The organism is Vibrio rhodolitus, from assembly GCF_003350325.1.
GTDB lineage: Bacteria > Pseudomonadota > Gammaproteobacteria > Enterobacterales > Vibrionaceae > Vibrio > Vibrio rhodolitus.
In genome coordinates this window covers 58,958-75,310 of sequence record NZ_QLYZ01000010.1, presented here as the reverse complement: position 1 = coordinate 75,310, position 16,353 = coordinate 58,958, and the positions used below count along the sequence as shown (strand labels likewise).

The 16,353-nt window shown below is 45.4% G+C and carries 15 protein-coding genes; 7 read left to right on the top strand and 8 right to left on the bottom strand.

The annotated features are described in order from the left end of the window. Nucleotides 1-318: 318 nt before the first annotated feature. Nucleotides 319-486, top strand: coding sequence for a hypothetical protein (locus DPF93_RS21325; protein WP_164675354.1), 168 nt, complete (start codon nucleotides 319-321; stop codon nucleotides 484-486). 60 nt (nucleotides 487-546) lie between these two features. Here the strand turns inward: DPF93_RS21325 and bioD are convergent, their stop codons facing one another. The 4 genes from bioD to bioB are packed head-to-tail and all read right to left on the bottom strand — an operon-like array spanning nucleotide 547 to nucleotide 4,220. Continuing rightward, on the bottom strand, nucleotides 547-1,227 hold the full coding sequence (gene bioD / locus DPF93_RS11220; protein WP_075652201.1) for a dethiobiotin synthase: 681 nt from the start codon (nucleotides 1,225-1,227) through the stop codon (nucleotides 547-549). Next, entirely contained in the window at nucleotides 1,224-2,036 is an 813-nt protein-coding gene (gene bioC, locus DPF93_RS11215) for a malonyl-ACP O-methyltransferase BioC (RefSeq protein ID WP_114766257.1), read from the bottom strand. Before bioC ends, bioD begins: the two co-directional genes overlap by 4 nt. A gap of 5 nt (nucleotides 2,037-2,041) precedes the next feature. Continuing rightward, nucleotides 2,042-3,196 (bottom strand): 8-amino-7-oxononanoate synthase, encoded by a 1,155-nt coding sequence (bioF, locus tag DPF93_RS11210; RefSeq protein WP_425275304.1) that lies wholly within the window; start codon nucleotides 3,194-3,196, stop codon nucleotides 2,042-2,044. Continuing rightward, on the bottom strand, nucleotides 3,168-4,220 hold the full coding sequence (bioB, locus tag DPF93_RS11205) for a biotin synthase BioB (RefSeq protein WP_114766255.1): 1,053 nt from the start codon (nucleotides 4,218-4,220) through the stop codon (nucleotides 3,168-3,170). Before bioB ends, bioF begins: the two co-directional genes overlap by 29 nt. Nucleotides 4,221-4,435: 215 nt before the next feature. Here bioB and bioA point away from each other — a divergent pair, with 215 nt between their 5' ends. After that, the gene (bioA, locus tag DPF93_RS11200) at nucleotides 4,436-5,713 is read left to right on the top strand and encodes an adenosylmethionine--8-amino-7-oxononanoate transaminase (RefSeq protein ID WP_114766254.1); all 1,278 of its coding nucleotides are present in this window, start codon (nucleotides 4,436-4,438) and stop codon (nucleotides 5,711-5,713) included. Nucleotides 5,714-5,788: 75 nt separating this feature from the next. Here bioA and DPF93_RS11195 read toward each other — a convergent pair whose 3' ends face one another. Next, entirely contained in the window at nucleotides 5,789-6,463 is a 675-nt protein-coding gene (locus DPF93_RS11195) for a YccT family protein (protein ID WP_114766253.1), read from the bottom strand. An 88-nt stretch (nucleotides 6,464-6,551) separates the two neighbouring features. Further along, nucleotides 6,552-7,526: a porin gene (locus DPF93_RS11190; RefSeq protein ID WP_114766252.1), complete on the bottom strand. Its 975-nt coding sequence runs from the start codon at nucleotides 7,524-7,526 to the stop codon at nucleotides 6,552-6,554. A gap of 512 nt (nucleotides 7,527-8,038) precedes the next feature. Between DPF93_RS11190 and dinG the strand changes: the two genes are divergently transcribed. From dinG to xthA, 5 genes are all read left to right on the top strand, one after another. Next, the gene (gene dinG / locus DPF93_RS11185; protein ID WP_114766251.1) at nucleotides 8,039-10,111 is read left to right on the top strand and encodes an ATP-dependent DNA helicase DinG; all 2,073 of its coding nucleotides are present in this window, start codon (nucleotides 8,039-8,041) and stop codon (nucleotides 10,109-10,111) included. 43 nt (nucleotides 10,112-10,154) lie between these two features. Further along, on the top strand, nucleotides 10,155-10,934 hold the full coding sequence (locus DPF93_RS11180; RefSeq protein ID WP_114766250.1) for a TSUP family transporter: 780 nt from the start codon (nucleotides 10,155-10,157) through the stop codon (nucleotides 10,932-10,934). Beyond that, the gene (locus tag DPF93_RS11175) at nucleotides 10,931-11,479 is read left to right on the top strand and encodes a primosomal replication protein (protein ID WP_114766249.1); all 549 of its coding nucleotides are present in this window, start codon (nucleotides 10,931-10,933) and stop codon (nucleotides 11,477-11,479) included. The genes DPF93_RS11180 and DPF93_RS11175 overlap by 4 nt, the downstream gene beginning before the upstream one ends. A 1-nt stretch (nucleotide 11,480) precedes the next feature. Next, nucleotides 11,481-11,639 (top strand): pleiotropic regulatory protein RsmS, encoded by a 159-nt coding sequence (rsmS, locus tag DPF93_RS11170; RefSeq protein WP_114766248.1) that lies wholly within the window; start codon nucleotides 11,481-11,483, stop codon nucleotides 11,637-11,639. Nucleotides 11,640-11,719: 80 nt separating this feature from the next. Next, on the top strand, nucleotides 11,720-12,529 hold the full coding sequence (xthA, locus tag DPF93_RS11165; protein ID WP_114766247.1) for an exodeoxyribonuclease III: 810 nt from the start codon (nucleotides 11,720-11,722) through the stop codon (nucleotides 12,527-12,529). Between the two features lie 61 nt (nucleotides 12,530-12,590). Here the strand turns inward: xthA and fabV are convergent, their stop codons facing one another. Further along, nucleotides 12,591-13,793: an enoyl-ACP reductase FabV gene (fabV, locus tag DPF93_RS11160; protein WP_114766246.1), complete on the bottom strand. Its 1,203-nt coding sequence runs from the start codon at nucleotides 13,791-13,793 to the stop codon at nucleotides 12,591-12,593. Nucleotides 13,794-13,996: 203 nt separating this feature from the next. After that, the gene (locus DPF93_RS11150) at nucleotides 13,997-16,282 is read right to left on the bottom strand and encodes an acyl-CoA dehydrogenase (RefSeq protein ID WP_114766244.1); all 2,286 of its coding nucleotides are present in this window, start codon (nucleotides 16,280-16,282) and stop codon (nucleotides 13,997-13,999) included. Nucleotides 16,283-16,353: the final 71 nt, after the last annotated feature.

Sequence of the window (16,353 nt, the reverse complement as noted above, 5' to 3'; positions counted from 1 at the left end):
TCTCCGAAACAGGAAGCTCTTTTTTGTGGCTTGATTATGACAACATAATCGCCTTTATGTACGAAGGTATTAGCCTTTAGTCAACTAAACTCCGCTAACCCCTAGGCTAGCACATAGATATAGACGAATCACACTAAACACAAGTATTAGAAGCAAATTGATACACTTGTTTTCAACCTGACTAATAGTTACCTATCCGAGTGTTGCATCACTGGGGATAATTGACACATTTAAGTTAGACTTTGGTCGAATTGTGACCCGTCAAAAAGCTGCTAGATTTACAGCAGGAACGAAACAACGTCTAGATAGGAAGAGCTCATGGTTGAAACAAGCAACTACCAAATGGCAATCGATTTGTTATGTTGTCATCTCGGTATTTCAGAAGAAGAAGCCAAGCAGCAGTTAGGGATCTCGTCAGAGCACGCTATGCAACAAAGAGTCGCGGAAACTCAATCTGCCTTGATGGGTTTGAACAGCGACAAGTAGTCTGAATTGAAATTGAAAGAGCTGCCAATTGGCAGCTCTTTTTCTTGGTTAGGAAAGTAATTACCCCACTAACGGGGTGACATCGATATATTTTGCCAGTTCTTTACGCTTCACACTTGGCACGTAAGGAATTTCACCGATCTTTGGTGCATCGATCTTCTGCTCTAACATCTCAATAATTTCAGCGTAGTGCTCAGTACCTGGATTAATACGGTTAGCAACCCAACCTGCGACTTTTAATCCATCTGCTTTGATTGCATCAAGAGTCAGTAACGCATGGCTCAAACAGCCTAGCTTAATCCCAACCACCAAAACTACAGGCAAATCTTCACGCTGTACCCAGCTTGATAGACAATCGGTATCTGAAACTGGCACACGCCAACCACCGGCACCTTCAACCAGTACGATGTCTGAGTTTTGTTTGTGCTGCGCCAATTTGTCACTTAACACATCGTAATCAATGACTACATCTTCACGCTTTGCTGCGATGTGCGGTGAAGCTGGCAGTTCAAGTGCATACGGATTAACGTCATCATATGCCACTTCTACCGTCGCTGCCGCTTGTAGATAAAGCGCGTCAGAGTTACGCATACCTTGTTCAGTTTTTTCACTGCCAGCGGCAACCGGTTTATAGCCAATGGTATTCAAACCTCTCTCTTTTAAAGCGTTCAAAATTGCTTTAGAAGCGACTGTTTTGCCTACATCGGTATCCGTACCAGCAATAAAAAATGCGTCGATCATAAATTAATTTTCCCCAAACAAACTTGGTAAGTTGCGGGAACAAGCCCCTGCTGGTTATTCTGAAAATTTTGGTACTCATGTTCTAAGCGTTTGAGCGATTGGCGACTCGTCAGCCCATGAGAGCGACCTTGAACATGGTTCGCGCCAATGCCTTTTAAATCACGCATTAACGAGAATGCGGATGAATACCAAGCGATTATGGTGGGCAAGTCTAAGTGATGGTTTTTACACTGAGCTTGCGCTAACGCAATTTTTACCTGATTGGCAGTTATAAAATCGTTGACGTGTTGATATGAGTCAACTTTTGCCCAAGCCTGCTTGAGCTCATTAAGTGAACCATCGAGCAAAGTCGAGAAGACAACGCTCCCACCTCGCCGAGTAACGCGGCGCATTTCTGCCAACGGCACCGACAAATCATCACACCACTGCAGCGCTAAACTAGAGAAAACATAATCAAACTGATGCGCGGCAAACGGCAGTGATTCTGCATCACCTTGCTGGTACTGCATGCCTTGATGACCACAACGGGCTTGTGCTTGTTGCAACATTTCACTCGACAGGTCGCAGCAAATAACCTGCGCCCCTCTTGCCAGCAGTTGCTGACTAAAGAAGCCCGTACCGCAACCAAGATCCAATACCTGTTTACCACTAAGATCTTGGGGTAATAAATCAAGCAAACGAGAGCCGACTTCACGCTGAAACGCAGCATGCTTGTCATAGCTTGCTGCCGCTTTGCCAAACGAATCAGCGATTGCTTGTTTATTAGCAAAGTCCATCTGTTGCGAATTCACGAATAGCGCATTATTCATCAGAGTTAACCATCTATTAATGCTTTTAGCTCATCAGCTAAATGAGTGATTTGATGTACCGAGTGGTTCGCCGTCAAAGTGATCCTCAATCTCGCTTTACCTTGCGCTACCGTTGGGGGACGGATCGCGGTTAGCCACTGACCTCGTGATTTGAGTTGCTGCGACAACAACACGGCTTTATCTGATTGACCCACAATAAACGGTTTTATCGGTGTTTCGGTGTATTGATAACCGGCGACATTTTGCAGTGCCTTATCATAGTGGTAATAAAGTTCGCTTAATTTATCTCTGCGCCATTGCTGCGTGGTGATCATATCAACCGCATGAGACAAAGCATGAGCTTGAGAAGGCGGCATCGCTGTGGAGTAAACGTGATGGCGAGCAAACTGAGTCAAATAATCACCTGTCGCTTGGTCGCACATAATTGCCGCTCCAGATAAACCAAACGCTTTGCCAAAGGTAACCACTAACAATTGCGGTTTAATCCCTGCGGCATCGCAGCTGCCCCGACCTTGATGTCCCAAAACACCAATACCGTGCGCATCATCGACAGCGAGCCAAGCTTTGCCTTCAATCGCTTGATCAATCTGGGCGAGCGGCGCGGTATCGCCATCCATACTGAACACCCCTTCAGTGACCACTAAGGTGTTCGATTGCAGCAGCTTAGTTAGGTTACTCACATCATTATGCTGAAACCGTTTCATTGTCGCAGGTGACAACATACCCGCTTCCATCAACGACGCATGATTAAGTTTATCTTGCAGCAGTAAATCGCCCTTTTCGAGCAAACTAAATAGCATTGCTTGATTGGCAGAAAACCCTGAACTAAACAGGATTGCCCGCGAATACCCCAGCCATTGGCAGAGCTTTTCTTCCAATAATTGGTGCGCGTGGCTAAACCCCGTCACAAGTGGGGATGCACCGCTACCATTGCCATAGCGATCAATACCTTGCTGCCAAGCCGTTGCCAACTCTTTATCCCCGGCTAAGCCGAGATAGTCATTGCTGGAAAAGTTGCTGTATTTGGCATGTTGATAGGACAACACTGGATGATTGCCCAACGCCACTGGCGCAATTTGGCGATTTAAGCCTTGTTGCTTACGCAGCGCTAGGCTGTCAGCAATGCGCTGATTAAACGCTTGCGTCATAGAACAGGTCATCTTTAGCTGGACGGGCGGCAACTCGCTCAACCACGCGATCAAGCAGTTCGTTTTCCTCAATCTCATCCGGTCGTTGCGAGACCTGTTGACTATTAATGCCCAACTTTGCAAATAGCTGCATGTCTTTATCTTCCGATGGATTCGGCGTGGTCAACAATTTACAGCCATAAAAGACAGAGTTGGCACCCGCCATAAAGCACAAGGTTTGCATCTGCTCGTTCATATTTTCGCGACCCGCAGATAAACGAACCGCCGACATTGGCATCATGATACGGGCAATAGCGATCAAACGAACAAAATCAAATGGGTCTACATCATCCACATTCTCTAGTGGCGTGCCTTTTACTTTCACCAACATGTTAATTGGCACACTTTCTGGGTGTGTCGGCAAGTTTGCCAACTCACAAAGTAAACCAGCGCGATCGCTGGCGCTCTCCCCCAAGCCGATAATGCCACCAGAGCAAATTTTCATGCCCGCATCACGCACATGAGACAAAGTATCTAAACGATCTTGGTAAGTACGGGTGGTAATAATATTGCCGTAAAACTCTGGCGAGGTATCAAGGTTGTGGTTGTAGTAGTCAAGACCGGCGTCCGCGAGTTGCTGTGCTTGATCTGGGGTTAGCATGCCGAGCGTCATACAGGTTTCCAGCCCCATATCTTTCACGCCTTTTATCATTTGCGTTAGATGTGGCATATCACGTTGTTTAGGGTTTTTCCACGCCGCGCCCATACAAAAACGCGTTGAACCAGCATTTTTTGCCTTGGTCGCAGCATCAAGCACTCGCTCCACTTCCATCAAACGCTCTTTCTCTACGTCCGTCGTGTAGCGCGCGCTTTGTGGACAATATTTACAATCTTCTGGGCATGCGCCAGTTTTGATTGAGAGTAAAGTGCTTACCTGTACATGGTTGTGCTGCTGATACTTTCGATGCACTAACTGCGCTTCAAAAAGCAAATCCATGAACGGCTTTTGCATCAATTGTTTGACTTCATCATGAGTCCAGTTATGACGAACTTCCACATCTCTTCCTTATTATGTTCTTTGCTAAAACAGTGCGCACTCAAATCAAGTGGGTCAATTAAGCGCAAGACCTTCACAAATCGATTTTATATCCACGACCAATCAATCATCGGGATGGTTTTATGGTTGACAGTCTATCGCCACAGAGTAAGCTGTCAACAACAAAACAAAACTCAAGTTTACAATTGGTTAATTTTTAATCTTTGCGAGTAATCATGGATCTAGATTTTGATCGCCAGCATATTTGGCATCCTTACACTTCAACACTTAATCCCCTGCCTTGTTATCCAGTAGCCAAAGCAAGCGGTGTGAATATTTACCTTGAAAGCGGTGAAGAACTCGTAGATGGCATGTCATCTTGGTGGTCGACAATTCATGGCTATAACCATCCCTACTTAGACCAAGCCGCCCATCAACAAATTGATACGGTGTCACATGTGATGTTTGGTGGGCTTACCCATGCACCCGCAATCAATTTGTGTAAAAAGCTCATTAATATGACGTGTGATTCACTACAGCACGTATTTTTGGCAGATTCTGGTTCTGTGGCGGTAGAAGTGAGCCTGAAAATGGCATTGCAGTATTGGCATGCGAAAGGAGAAAAGCGGGCTAAATTTCTGACTCTGCGAGATGGTTATCATGGCGACACGTTCGCTGCCATGTCGGTCACAGATCCTGATAATTCGATGCACTCGCTTTATAAAGGTTTTTTGCCTGAGCATATCTTCGCTAACTCGCCGAAAACCGGATTTTGGCAAGCGTGGCATTCCAGCGATCTTGATGATTTCAAACAGAAGTTAACGGATCATCACCAAGAGATCGCCGCCGTGATCTTAGAACCGATTGTGCAAGGCGCCGGTGGGATGCGTATTTATCATCCTGAATTTCTGAAAGGGGTACGTGAGCTTTGCGATCAATTTGAGGTGCTGTTGATCTTAGATGAAATCGCCACCGGATTTGGGCGTACAGGCAAAATGTTTGCCTATGAGCATGCCGATATCGAACCAGATATTCTCTGCGTAGGTAAGGCGCTCACCAGTGGCTATATGACCTTATCGGCAACCTTGGCTACCAGTAACGTCGCCAATACCGTATGCGGTGGTGAAGCCGGTTGCTTTATGCATGGTCCGACTTTTATGGGTAACCCTCTTGCCTGCGCGGTTGCCACAGCCAGCATGGAACTGCTAGAGCGCAACGAGTGGCAAGTACAAACCCAAATGATCGAGCAACAATTTGCTAGCTTACTACCACAAATCCAAGAGCATCCATTGGTGGCGGATGTGCGCTGGTTAGGCGGCATTGGCGTGGTCGAGACGCACAAAGCGGTCAATATGGAAAAAATTCAGGCGCACTTTGTCGAGCAAGGGGTATGGATTCGACCATTTGGTAAACTTATTTATATAATGCCGCCCTATATCAGCCAGGCTCAGCATATTGAAAAGCTGGTCGCCGCCATCGAAAGTGCGCTTAATAAACCTGAGTGCTTTCAATAGAGCCCCCCTAAAAACAAAAGCCTACTAAACGCAAAAAGGGATGGCAATGCCAACCCTTTTTAGATCATTCGATGATTACTCTTGGTCAATCATCCAACGACGGAATTCTTTGCGCTCTTCTTTGCTTGCTTTTAGGTACCAAGCTTTCAGCTGCTCAACGTTTTTCGCTGCTACTTTTGGCGTTTCAACACTGGTTTTCGCCGCTGCATTCGCAGTCACGACTGCTGATGTTGCTACCGGCGCAACTTCTGCTGCAACTGGTGCGTCTACTAGTTCACCATTGTTAAAGTAAATACCACGTTGTTTGTTGTGCTCAGCGACAAGCTTTTCCATACCTGCGTATGGCATAAAGCCTTTCTTGCCTTTTAACATCTGTTGTTCAACAGTAATCTCTTTACCATCAACGAAAACCTGCCAATCAGGTTGAGCCTTATCGAAAGCATTTCTTGCCTCTGCTACGCTATTTAGGCTCGGAAACTTAATTTTGACTTCATCACCAGTCGCTTCAAACGTGAGAACATAAGGCTTGGATTCAAATATCTCAGCACTAGCACCATGACCGAGCTTACCGTCAACTTTAACTACCGCTTGAATAACACCATCACTTACTTGATTTGTACCCAATTTCTCTTCAGCTGCCTGTCCATTCACAAGCAGAATAGAAATACCTTTTTGAGCACTTAGCTCAGCAGCATGTAAAGGTAGAGCAATGATTGCAGCTGCAAGTGCAGTTATTTTTTTTAGATTCAAAGGATACTCCTTGAGAAATTGTATTTCGTCTGTTTAAAAGTTAAAAAGCCACCCAAAGGTGGCTTTTTGTATGCTAGCAGAAGTTCAATTAGAACTCAGCTTTAACACCGATTGCTAGAGCAGTGTCAGTGTCAACACCGTCTTTATCTTCGCCACCAACTTCAGCGTAAACTGTAGTGTTTGGAGCGATGCCGTAACCAGCGTTTAGGAACCAGTTGTCTTGCTCTTTAGCTTTGTCGTCGTGGTCACCAACAGAGTAACCAGCAGAGAATGTCCAAGCGTTCATGTAGTAGTCAGCAGCGAAAGCTACAACTTCGTTGTCATCGTTTTGAACATCAGAGTTAGTTGCGTAGTATGCAACAGCTAGGTTAACGTTTTCGATACCAGCGAAACGCACTTCTGCACCGTAACCAGAGTGATCGCTGTCAGCAGCTTCTACGTCTGTGTTTGAGTAGAATGCAGATAGGTCGAAGTCAGCAACACGGTAACCTACTCGAGCATCCATGTAGTCAGTGTCAGTGCCATCTTGTTTGAATACAACTTCGTCAGAATCAACGAATTGGTTACCACCAACTTTGTCTTGAATAAAGCCAACAGTTGTGTAGAAAGTACCGTTATCGTAGTCGTAACGAACACCTTCGTCAGCACACTCGTTAGTGTTGTTGTCTAGGTAAGTTTTGATACCGTACTGGTAATCAGAACCGATACCTAGGTCATCAACTGCAGTACATAGACGACCGAACTTGATTGAACCGTAAGTTTTAGAGTATAGCGCTACGTAAGTATCGCCATTCTTTGTAACTTCTGAGTTAGTGCTCTCTGAACCATCAAACTCCCAGTATGCACCGAAAGTGAACTCGTCATTGATTGCGTAACGAACATCAAAGCCAAAATCTGCATCTTGGATTTCTTGCTTCATTGAGCTTTCAGTGAAAGTGTTCATGTAAACCACTTCGATGTCACCGTGCATACCAACAGTAACGCCGTCTTGGTTGTAAAGTTCGATAGCTTGCGCAGAAGTTGCTGCTGCAAGTACTGAAAGAGCTACTAGAGTCTTTTTCATAGTTAATCCACTGCCTTTTCTTAGATTAGGGAATTCCTTATCCGGTTCCCTTTTATTTTTTTGGAGGTGATTCAAACTCAAAGGCTTGACACCGCCGCTTTCAAATTTCGGTGCTAGATTGCAGAAGATTGTTCTGACTGTCAAATCTTATAAAAAACAAAGCTAAAAAAACATAAAACCATTACAAATCAGCAATTTATGACAGGCAAACCAAATTTTGCGACCAAGATCTAATCACTCTAATACTTTCATCAATAGTTGAAGCTGGTCGCAATAGAAATATAAAACACTGCAAAATAGATAAATTCACAACCACAACAACATAAAACTCTATTTAGGCACACGTAGTACAGTTTTATATTTTTTGACTTTAGAAATAAATCTAACCTTATGAAGGTTCAGTTTTTTTTTGTGAAGCAGATCTAGATTTATTTAAAAAGCGTTCTGTTTCGTGAACTACATAACACTTGGAGAAGTGTGCTACTATCGGCTACCGTTAGTAAGGCGCCGATATGACCAATAGCAAAATCCAAAATTCCATTCGAAATAGCTACCAAAACCTCCAAGCTCAGCTAGAAAATTTTGTCCCGCGCAGGGCACAAAACTATTTGGTCGCCGAGATTGCCAAAACTTTGTGTGGCGAATATCACAATAAGAATCGCATTATTGTTGCAGAGGCAGGAACTGGTATCGGTAAGTCGCTCTCCTATTTAATGGCGACAATACCTGTGGCTTTTCTGAGTCAACGAAAAGTGGTTATATCTACCGCAACGGTGGCGTTACAAGAACAGCTGATTAATAAAGATTTACCCCTTTTCCGCCGCATCACTGATCTAAATTTTTCGTTTCTGCTAGCAAAAGGGAGGCAAAGATATTGCTGTGCTGAAAAGCTCGCCAATGCCTGTGGTGCAGAAGGTCAGCAAGTCGCTTTGTTTGAAACTAAGCCGAAGCGAAAAGATATTGAGTTACTCGAAACCATGCACCGTTCTCTTGCTCAAGGTAAATGGGATGGCGACCGTGACTCTTGGCCAAAAAGTATTGACGACAATATTTGGCAAATGATTGTCAGTGACAAACACAGCTGCAACAACAGCATGCCTTCACACCGGGGATGCCCATTTCAAAAAGCACGCAGTGAACTCGATAAAGCCGATGTTATTATCGCCAACCACAGTTTAGTGATGGCAGATGCAGACTTAGGTGGCGGCGTGATCCTGTCAGAACCTGAAAACACCATTTATGTGTTTGATGAAGCGCACCATTTGCCGCATGTGGCGCGCGATCACTCCTCAGCAGCAGCTAGTTTAAAAGGTGCGGCGACTTGGCTAGAAAGACTCAACCAATCTGTAACTAAATTTGCAGGTCTCGCGGATGAAAAGCGGGTTGCGCGTTTTCGTAATGAGTTACAAGATTCAGTACAACAGTTGATCCCTTCGTTGACTCAACTCGCCTCTCGCTTTGATCCTGCCCACTTTGTCGACGGTATCTACCGTTTTGAACATGGTGACCTCCCTGAATGGTTAGCCAGTGAGTCAAAAGAGCTCAAGCAGCTCTCACAAAAAGGAGCGCAAGCTACGGCAAAAATCGCCGATTTAATTGCAGAAAGAGTAAAAGATGGCGAGATTGCCGCTCGTTTAGCCGAGCCTGCACTAGCGGAACTAGGTTTTTACATTCAGCGAATGGATAACCTAGCGCAAGTATGGCTGTTAATGGCCGAACCGCCACGTGAAAAAGGCGCGCCACTTGCTCGCTGGCTAGAGCTTAATAGCGAAAGAGAAGGCGATTTTACTGTCAACGTTTCACCACTTGAGGTTGGCTGGCAACTGGATCAACAGATTTGGAGCCGCTGTTTAGGTGCAGTCTTAGTCTCTGCCACCATGCGAGCACTTAACTCATTTAGTTTTTTCTGTCGCCAAGCTGGCATCAGTGAAAAAGCCGAGGATGGCACACGTTTTCTCGCCCTTGCTTCACCATTTGATTATCAGAATCAGGCGGAGTTGCGTGTACCAAAAATGAAGTACGAGCCGCAAGCAAAGGAATTTACGGAATATCTTATTGAAATTCTGCCTAATCAAATTAAAGACAAGCAGGCCAACTTAGTTTTATTCTCTTCCTACTGGCAGATGAACCAAGTTGCCGATGCTTTAGAGGCGAAATTTATCAAAAAAGGTTGGGCACTACAGATTCAGGGTAAAGAATCGCGCAATGAAATTCTAAATAAACATAAAACCCTAGTGCAATGTGGTAAAACAAGCATCCTTTTTGGTACAGGCAGCTTTTCTGAGGGGCTAGATTTGCCCGGTGAGCTATTGGAAAACTTGATCATCACTAAAATCCCATTTGGCGTGCCGACCTCTCCTGTCGAGCAAGCTCACGCAGAATATATTGAGCATAAAGGAGGGAACCCGTTTATGCAGATCACGGTTCCTGATGCGAGTAAAAAGCTGATTCAATCTGTTGGGCGCCTACTGCGTAAAGAGAGGGATTCTGGTACAGTCACCATTCTCGATAGACGCCTAGTAACTAAAAGATATGGTAAAGCGCTACTTGATTCTTTACCGCCTTTTAAACGGGTTATCGAATAAATACCGTTTCAGCTGTTTACAGCCATAACTAGAAGAACAATCAATGGAAATGTTTGAGCCAACGATGTTGTTGGTGCTTGCGCTGGTCGCTTTTATCGCTGGATTTATCGATGCCGTTGCTGGAGGCGGCGGCATGCTAACCGTACCCGCGCTGCTATCATTAGGTTTACCGCCACATATTGCTTTAGGAACCAATAAACTTGCTGCCACCTTTGCCTCGTCAACCGCAGCGTTCACTTACTATAGAAAACGTCTGTTCAGCCCTCAGTTTTGGAAACGCTCATTTATTGCCACCTTGATCGGAGCCACGCTAGGTACATTGTTTGTCGACTGGATCAGCACTGAGTGGTTGGAAAAAGCACTACCTCTGGTTATCTTAGCCGCGGCCATCTATTCGGTATGGCATAAAACGCCGAAAAACAGTGCGAATGAAGTTCCACCCGCCTGCCCTGTATTTAACAAAAAACAGTATATCCAAGGCGGTATACTTGGCTTTTATGACGGTGTTGCCGGCCCTGGAACGGGCGCATTTTGGACCGTCAGTACCATGGCTCTCTATCGCCTCAATATCCTCATGGCATCTGGCGTTGCTAAAGCGATGAACTTTACCAGTAATTTTACCTCGCTGATAACCTTTGCCATTTTGGGGCATATTGACTGGGTGCTAGGCTTAACCATGGGGCTATGCTTGATGGCGGGCGCTTTTGTTGGCGCACATTCGGCCATCCGTTTTGGCGCCAATTTTATACGTCCTATTTTTGTCACAGTGGTGAGTATACTGGCCGTTAAACTCGCCTATGATGCATGGTTTGTTGCAGTATGAGTCAATTAAAACAGCTAGTCAGTACTATAGAACACCTTGCCGTTCAAGCGGCTGAGCTTGACCGTGCGCGCGGAGAACACCATCAAGCGCTATTTGATGAGCGCCTCTTTCACGGTGGTGCAAGATTACTGGGGCCTTGCGTCAAAGAAGCCAATGCGACGCTTGACACTCTAATCAGAGAGCAAGACAACGGCAAGCTAACCGCTTTGCGTGCTGAGTATCTATCTGAACGCTTGTTCTCGCAAGTCAGTGCGATCCAACGCGAACTCGCCACACAAGCTATCCGAAAAAAAGAACCTAAGCACCACAGCCACTACCAAAAGCCGATCAATGTGCTCTATCAAGAACTCGCACAGCATCAAGATTGGGAGAGACGCCTGATGGAGATGGTACTTGATAAACAAGCCGCGCTAAACATGGCGCCACCTTTTGCGCAGCAGCAAGCTCAACAGGCATTACTGGCAACCGAGCAAAGGCTTGAACGCTGCCGAGTCGCGAAAGTTAAACTTGAAAAACAGATCACTTATCGAGAGAGAAATCAGTAGTATGACAACCCCAAGCCTCGAAAACGCGCCTGATGAAATCAAGCTTGCCGTAGACCTAATTTATCTGCTTGAGAGTAACGAGGTCGACCCTAAGGTTGCCCTTGCAGCACTTAAAATCGTCGAAGAAGATCTTAAAGCCAAACTTGCGCATCAGTCGTAACCTCTCTTCAAGGTACACGGTTTAAATTCTGTTGTATTCACGTTAGGATGCGCTGTAAGTCCCTCATATAAGGAAGAATAATGAAAGTTGTCTCATTTAATATCAATGGTCTTCGAGCTCGATTACATCAATTACAAGCTCTTATTGATAAACATCAACCAGATGTGATTGGACTGCAAGAAATCAAAGTTCACGATGAAGCCTTCCCGCTAGCTGATGTTGAAGCAATGGGCTACAAAGTCTACTTCCACGGACAAAAAGCCCACTATGGTGTGGCAATGCTATGCAAGCAAGAGCCTATTTCAGTACAAAAAGGCTTTCCAACCGACAATGACGATCATCAAAAACGCATGATCATGGCAACCTTTGATGCAGGCAATGGAGAAAAAGTTACCGTTTTAAATGGTTACTTCCCACAAGGCGATAATATTGCTCACGAGACTAAGTTCCCATACAAACGTGCTTTCTATCAAGATCTAATGACTTACCTCAATGAGCATCACGAAAACGGTGAAAACGTCATCGTAATGGGTGATATTAATATCAGCCCGATTGATCTCGATATCGGCATTGGTGAAGCCAACCGCAAACGCTGGCTAAAAACGGGTAAATGTTCGTTCCAGCCAGAAGAGCGAGAGTGGCTAAAAACTTTACTTGATTGGGGCTTTGTCGATACCTTCCGTTCGATTCACCCAGAAGTTAATGACCGATTCTCTTGGTTTGACTACCGTTCACGCGGCTTTGACGACAACCGTGGACTGCGTATCGATGTAATTTTGGCGACGGCAGCGTTAGCTGAGAAGTGTGTTGAGTCAGACATTGACTACGAGCTCAGAGGCATTGAGAAACCGTCTGATCATGCGCCAATTTGGTCGGTATTCAATATCTGATACAAATAAAAAAACGGAGCGATTATCAGCTCCGTTTTTTAATGCTATTGAAATGTTAGACTTAGATATTGATAAAGCCAGCGTCAACCGCTGGGTTTACTTCTGCTTCATAGTCGACGCCTTCAACACCGAAACCAAACAGCTTCAAGAACTCTTCTTTGTACTCAACGTAGTCAGTTAGCTCTTTTAGGTTTTCAGACGTAATTTGTGGCCACAGTTCACGACAATGCTGTTGAATGTCTTCACGCAGTTCCCAATCATCTAGGCGCAGACGATTTTGCTCATCCACTTCTGCTGCACTTCCGTCTTCTTTGTAAAGACGTTGGCTAAACATACGGAAAATTTGTTCCATACAGCCTTCATGCACGCCTTCTTCACGCATCTTCTTAAATACCATTGCAATGTACAGTGGCATCACTGGAATCGCTGAACTTGCTTGCGTGACCACAGATTTAAGTACCGCAACGTTTGCACTGCCGCCTTTTTCAGCAAGCTTAGCATTTAACTCAGATGCTGCGCGATCTAGGTCCATCTTCGCTTTACCTAGTGCACCATCCCAGTAGATTGGCCAAGTTAGCTCAGTACCAATGTAGCTGTATGCCACTGTCTTACAACCGTCTGCAAGTACACCCGCATCTGCCAGTGCGTTAATCCAAAGTTCCCAGTCTTCACCGCCCATTACGGTTACTGTGTCTTTGATTTCTTGCTCTGTTGCAGGCTCAACACTTGCTTCGATAATCACGTCTTTATTCGTGTCTACAGCAGTTGATGTGTAAGTTTGACCAATTGGTTTTAGCGCAGAGCGGATCAGCTCACCTGATTCTGGCATTTTACGTACTGGAGAAGCCAGTGAGTAAACCACCATATCAACTTGACCCAGATCTTGTTTGATTAGATCGATCGCTTTTTGTTTTGCTTCATTAGAGAAAGCATCGCCATTTAGGCTTTTTGCATACAGACCTGCTTCACCAGCTAGCTTGTCAAAAGCAGCGGCGTTGTAGAAACCTGCAGTTCCCGGCTTCTTCTCAGTACCTTCTTTTTCAAAGAAAACACCGATCGTTGATGCACCGCCGCCAAATGCTGCCGCGATACGAGAAGATAGACCGTAGCCACTTGAAGAACCAATAACAAGTACACGCTTAGGAGCGTTTTTGATTGGACCTTGTGCTTTGGTGTAAGCAATTTGTTCTTTTACGTTAGCTTCACAACCCACTGGGTGTGTTGTGGTACAGATGAATCCACGAATTCTAGGTTTGATGATCATATTCAACTTCCTTTAAAAAACTTGGCTAGGATAAAAGGTTCAACGCTAAATCTCACCAAATTTCTTGCAAATTCGCCGCTAAATGCAAGTGGTTGGAGCTGTTTCAAGCAAAAACGTCGATTTTCCACAAAAAAGCACTGCGGATTTGGCATAGAAAAAAGGCGCCCTTCGGCGCCTTTTGCATCACTTCCACTTATCATTTATCAAGCAACACTATTGAGCTTTGGTTTTACTTGAGTTGTATGAGTGCGCACTTCTGAGAAATCATGACTGAAGTGATCCACTTGGATTGCTTGATAACGAAGCTTATCCGCCGCTAGTACTTGCTCAATTTCATTCTCGGTTAATACGCCAGCCTGTCTTGCTTGCTCAAGACGTTCGGTCAGTACGCCCTTGCGAGCAACCTTACCTTCTTTTGCTGCGCGCATCAGTTTGCGCTCAATAGCTTGCACGCCGTACATCGCCAAGAAGGCATTTTCCATCACACCCACGTTGTCATCATCCTGGCTGCCGATATAGCACAAGTGAGTAAGACGATCACGATGCGCTCCCGGAGTCATTAAGCTTTCCGCTAATTTCACCGACAAATCATCACTTGGTTTTTCAAAACGGTTACCTAGTGGGAAAACCAACACTTTAAGTAGACGACCAACCGATTTTTGTGGGTAGTTGCTAAACGCTTCTTGAAGCGACTTCGCACCATGGTACAAACAATGCTGCACCGAGTAATGAACGTAGTTTAAGTCTTCTTGTTGGCGACCATCGTCTTCATACTTTTTCAGCGCCGCTGAAGCCATGTAAAGGTACGCTAGCGCATCACCTAAACGGGCCGAGATCATCTCTTTACGTTTCAGTTCACCACCAAGAGTGAGCATGGCGAAATCTGCACTCACCGCAAGTGCGCGACTCATGCGGGTTAAATCTTTGTAGTAAGGTTGAGTTGGACCGCTAATATTAGCTTTGATAAGACTAGAACCCGTAAGCGCTGCGCCAAATGCACCAAAGGTGTTTTTCGTCGCGTGCGAGATATGCTTAAACAATAACTTGTCAAATTCAGCCGCAGCTTCTTCTTGATTAGGATTGGCGGCAGCTTCCATCTCTTGCAATACATATGGATGACAACGTGTCGCACCTTGACCAAAGATCATCAAGTTACGCGTGAGGATATTCGCACCTTCCACGGTGATCGCCACAGGAATACCCAAATAGTGCTTGGCGAGATAGTTCATCGGGCCATCTTGAATTGCGCGCCCCGCATGGATATCCATTGAATCGTTTAAGATGGTTCGTGCCATTTCCGTCATATGGTATTTGGCAATTGCCGTTACAATCCCTGGCTTTTCTTTCATATCCAGTGAGGTCGTGGTTAACGTACGCGTCGCTTCAAGCAGATAGGTTAGACCGCCAATGCGTCCAAGCGCTTCAGCAACACCTTCAAACTTACCAATAGACATACCAAACTGTTTACGCACATAAGCGTAAGCACCGGTGGTCCGTGATGTAAGGTGTCCAATCGCAGTGCCAAGAGCTGGTAGTGAAATACCGCGACCTGCTGATAAACACTCCACCAGCATACGCCAACCTTTACCGGCGTACTCTTGCCCACCAATCAGCCAGTCCATTGGAATAAAAACATCTTTACCGCGCGTTGGACCATTCATAAACGCCAAACCGAGTGGATCATGACGCTCACCAATTTCGACGCCTTGATGATCGGCAGGGATTAATGCACAAGTGATACCGATATCGACTTTATCACCCAGTAAACCATCCGGGTCTTTCATCTTAAATGCAAGCCCTAGCACAGTCGCCACTGGCGCCAGCGTAATGTAGCGTTTGTTCCACGAGACACGAATACCGAGTACTTGTTCGCCTTGGTGCTCACCCATACAGACGACCCCTTCATCAGGAATACCACCTGCATCCGAGCCCGCTTCTGGTCCCGTTAAAGCAAAACATGGAATGTCAGTACCATCGGCAAGCCTTGGTAGCCAATAGTCTTTCTGCTCTTGCGTACCATAATGAGACAAAAGTTCACCTGGACCGAGCGAGTTTGGCACCATCACCGACACAGCGGTGCTAATACTGCGTGTGGCGATGCGTGAGACTATGGTCGAGTTAGCTAAAGCTGAAAACTCTAAACCGCCATATTTTTTGGAAATGATCAGCGAGAAAAAGCGCTCTTTGCGCAAAAACTGCCACACATCTTCCGGTAAATCGCGATCCTCTTTATTGATCTTTTGATCATCCAACATCGCCAACAAGGTTTCGAGTTGGTTATCCATAAACGACTGCTCTTCTGCCGTCAGCGTTGGCTTAGGGTATTGATGCAGCGTGGTAAAATCAGGGCGACCAGAAAAGAGCTCGCCATCCCACCAGACACTGCCCGCTTCCATCGCCTCACGTTCGGTATCAGAAAGCGGCGGCAAAACTTTTTTAAACATTTTAAAGGCAGGATCGCTGATCCATTTTCTTCGTAGAGAGCTCATAACCAGTTCCTTTTGTTCACGGTTTCTATGTTGGTTCCAATCGAAATTGGATAATTTTTATTATTTTTTTG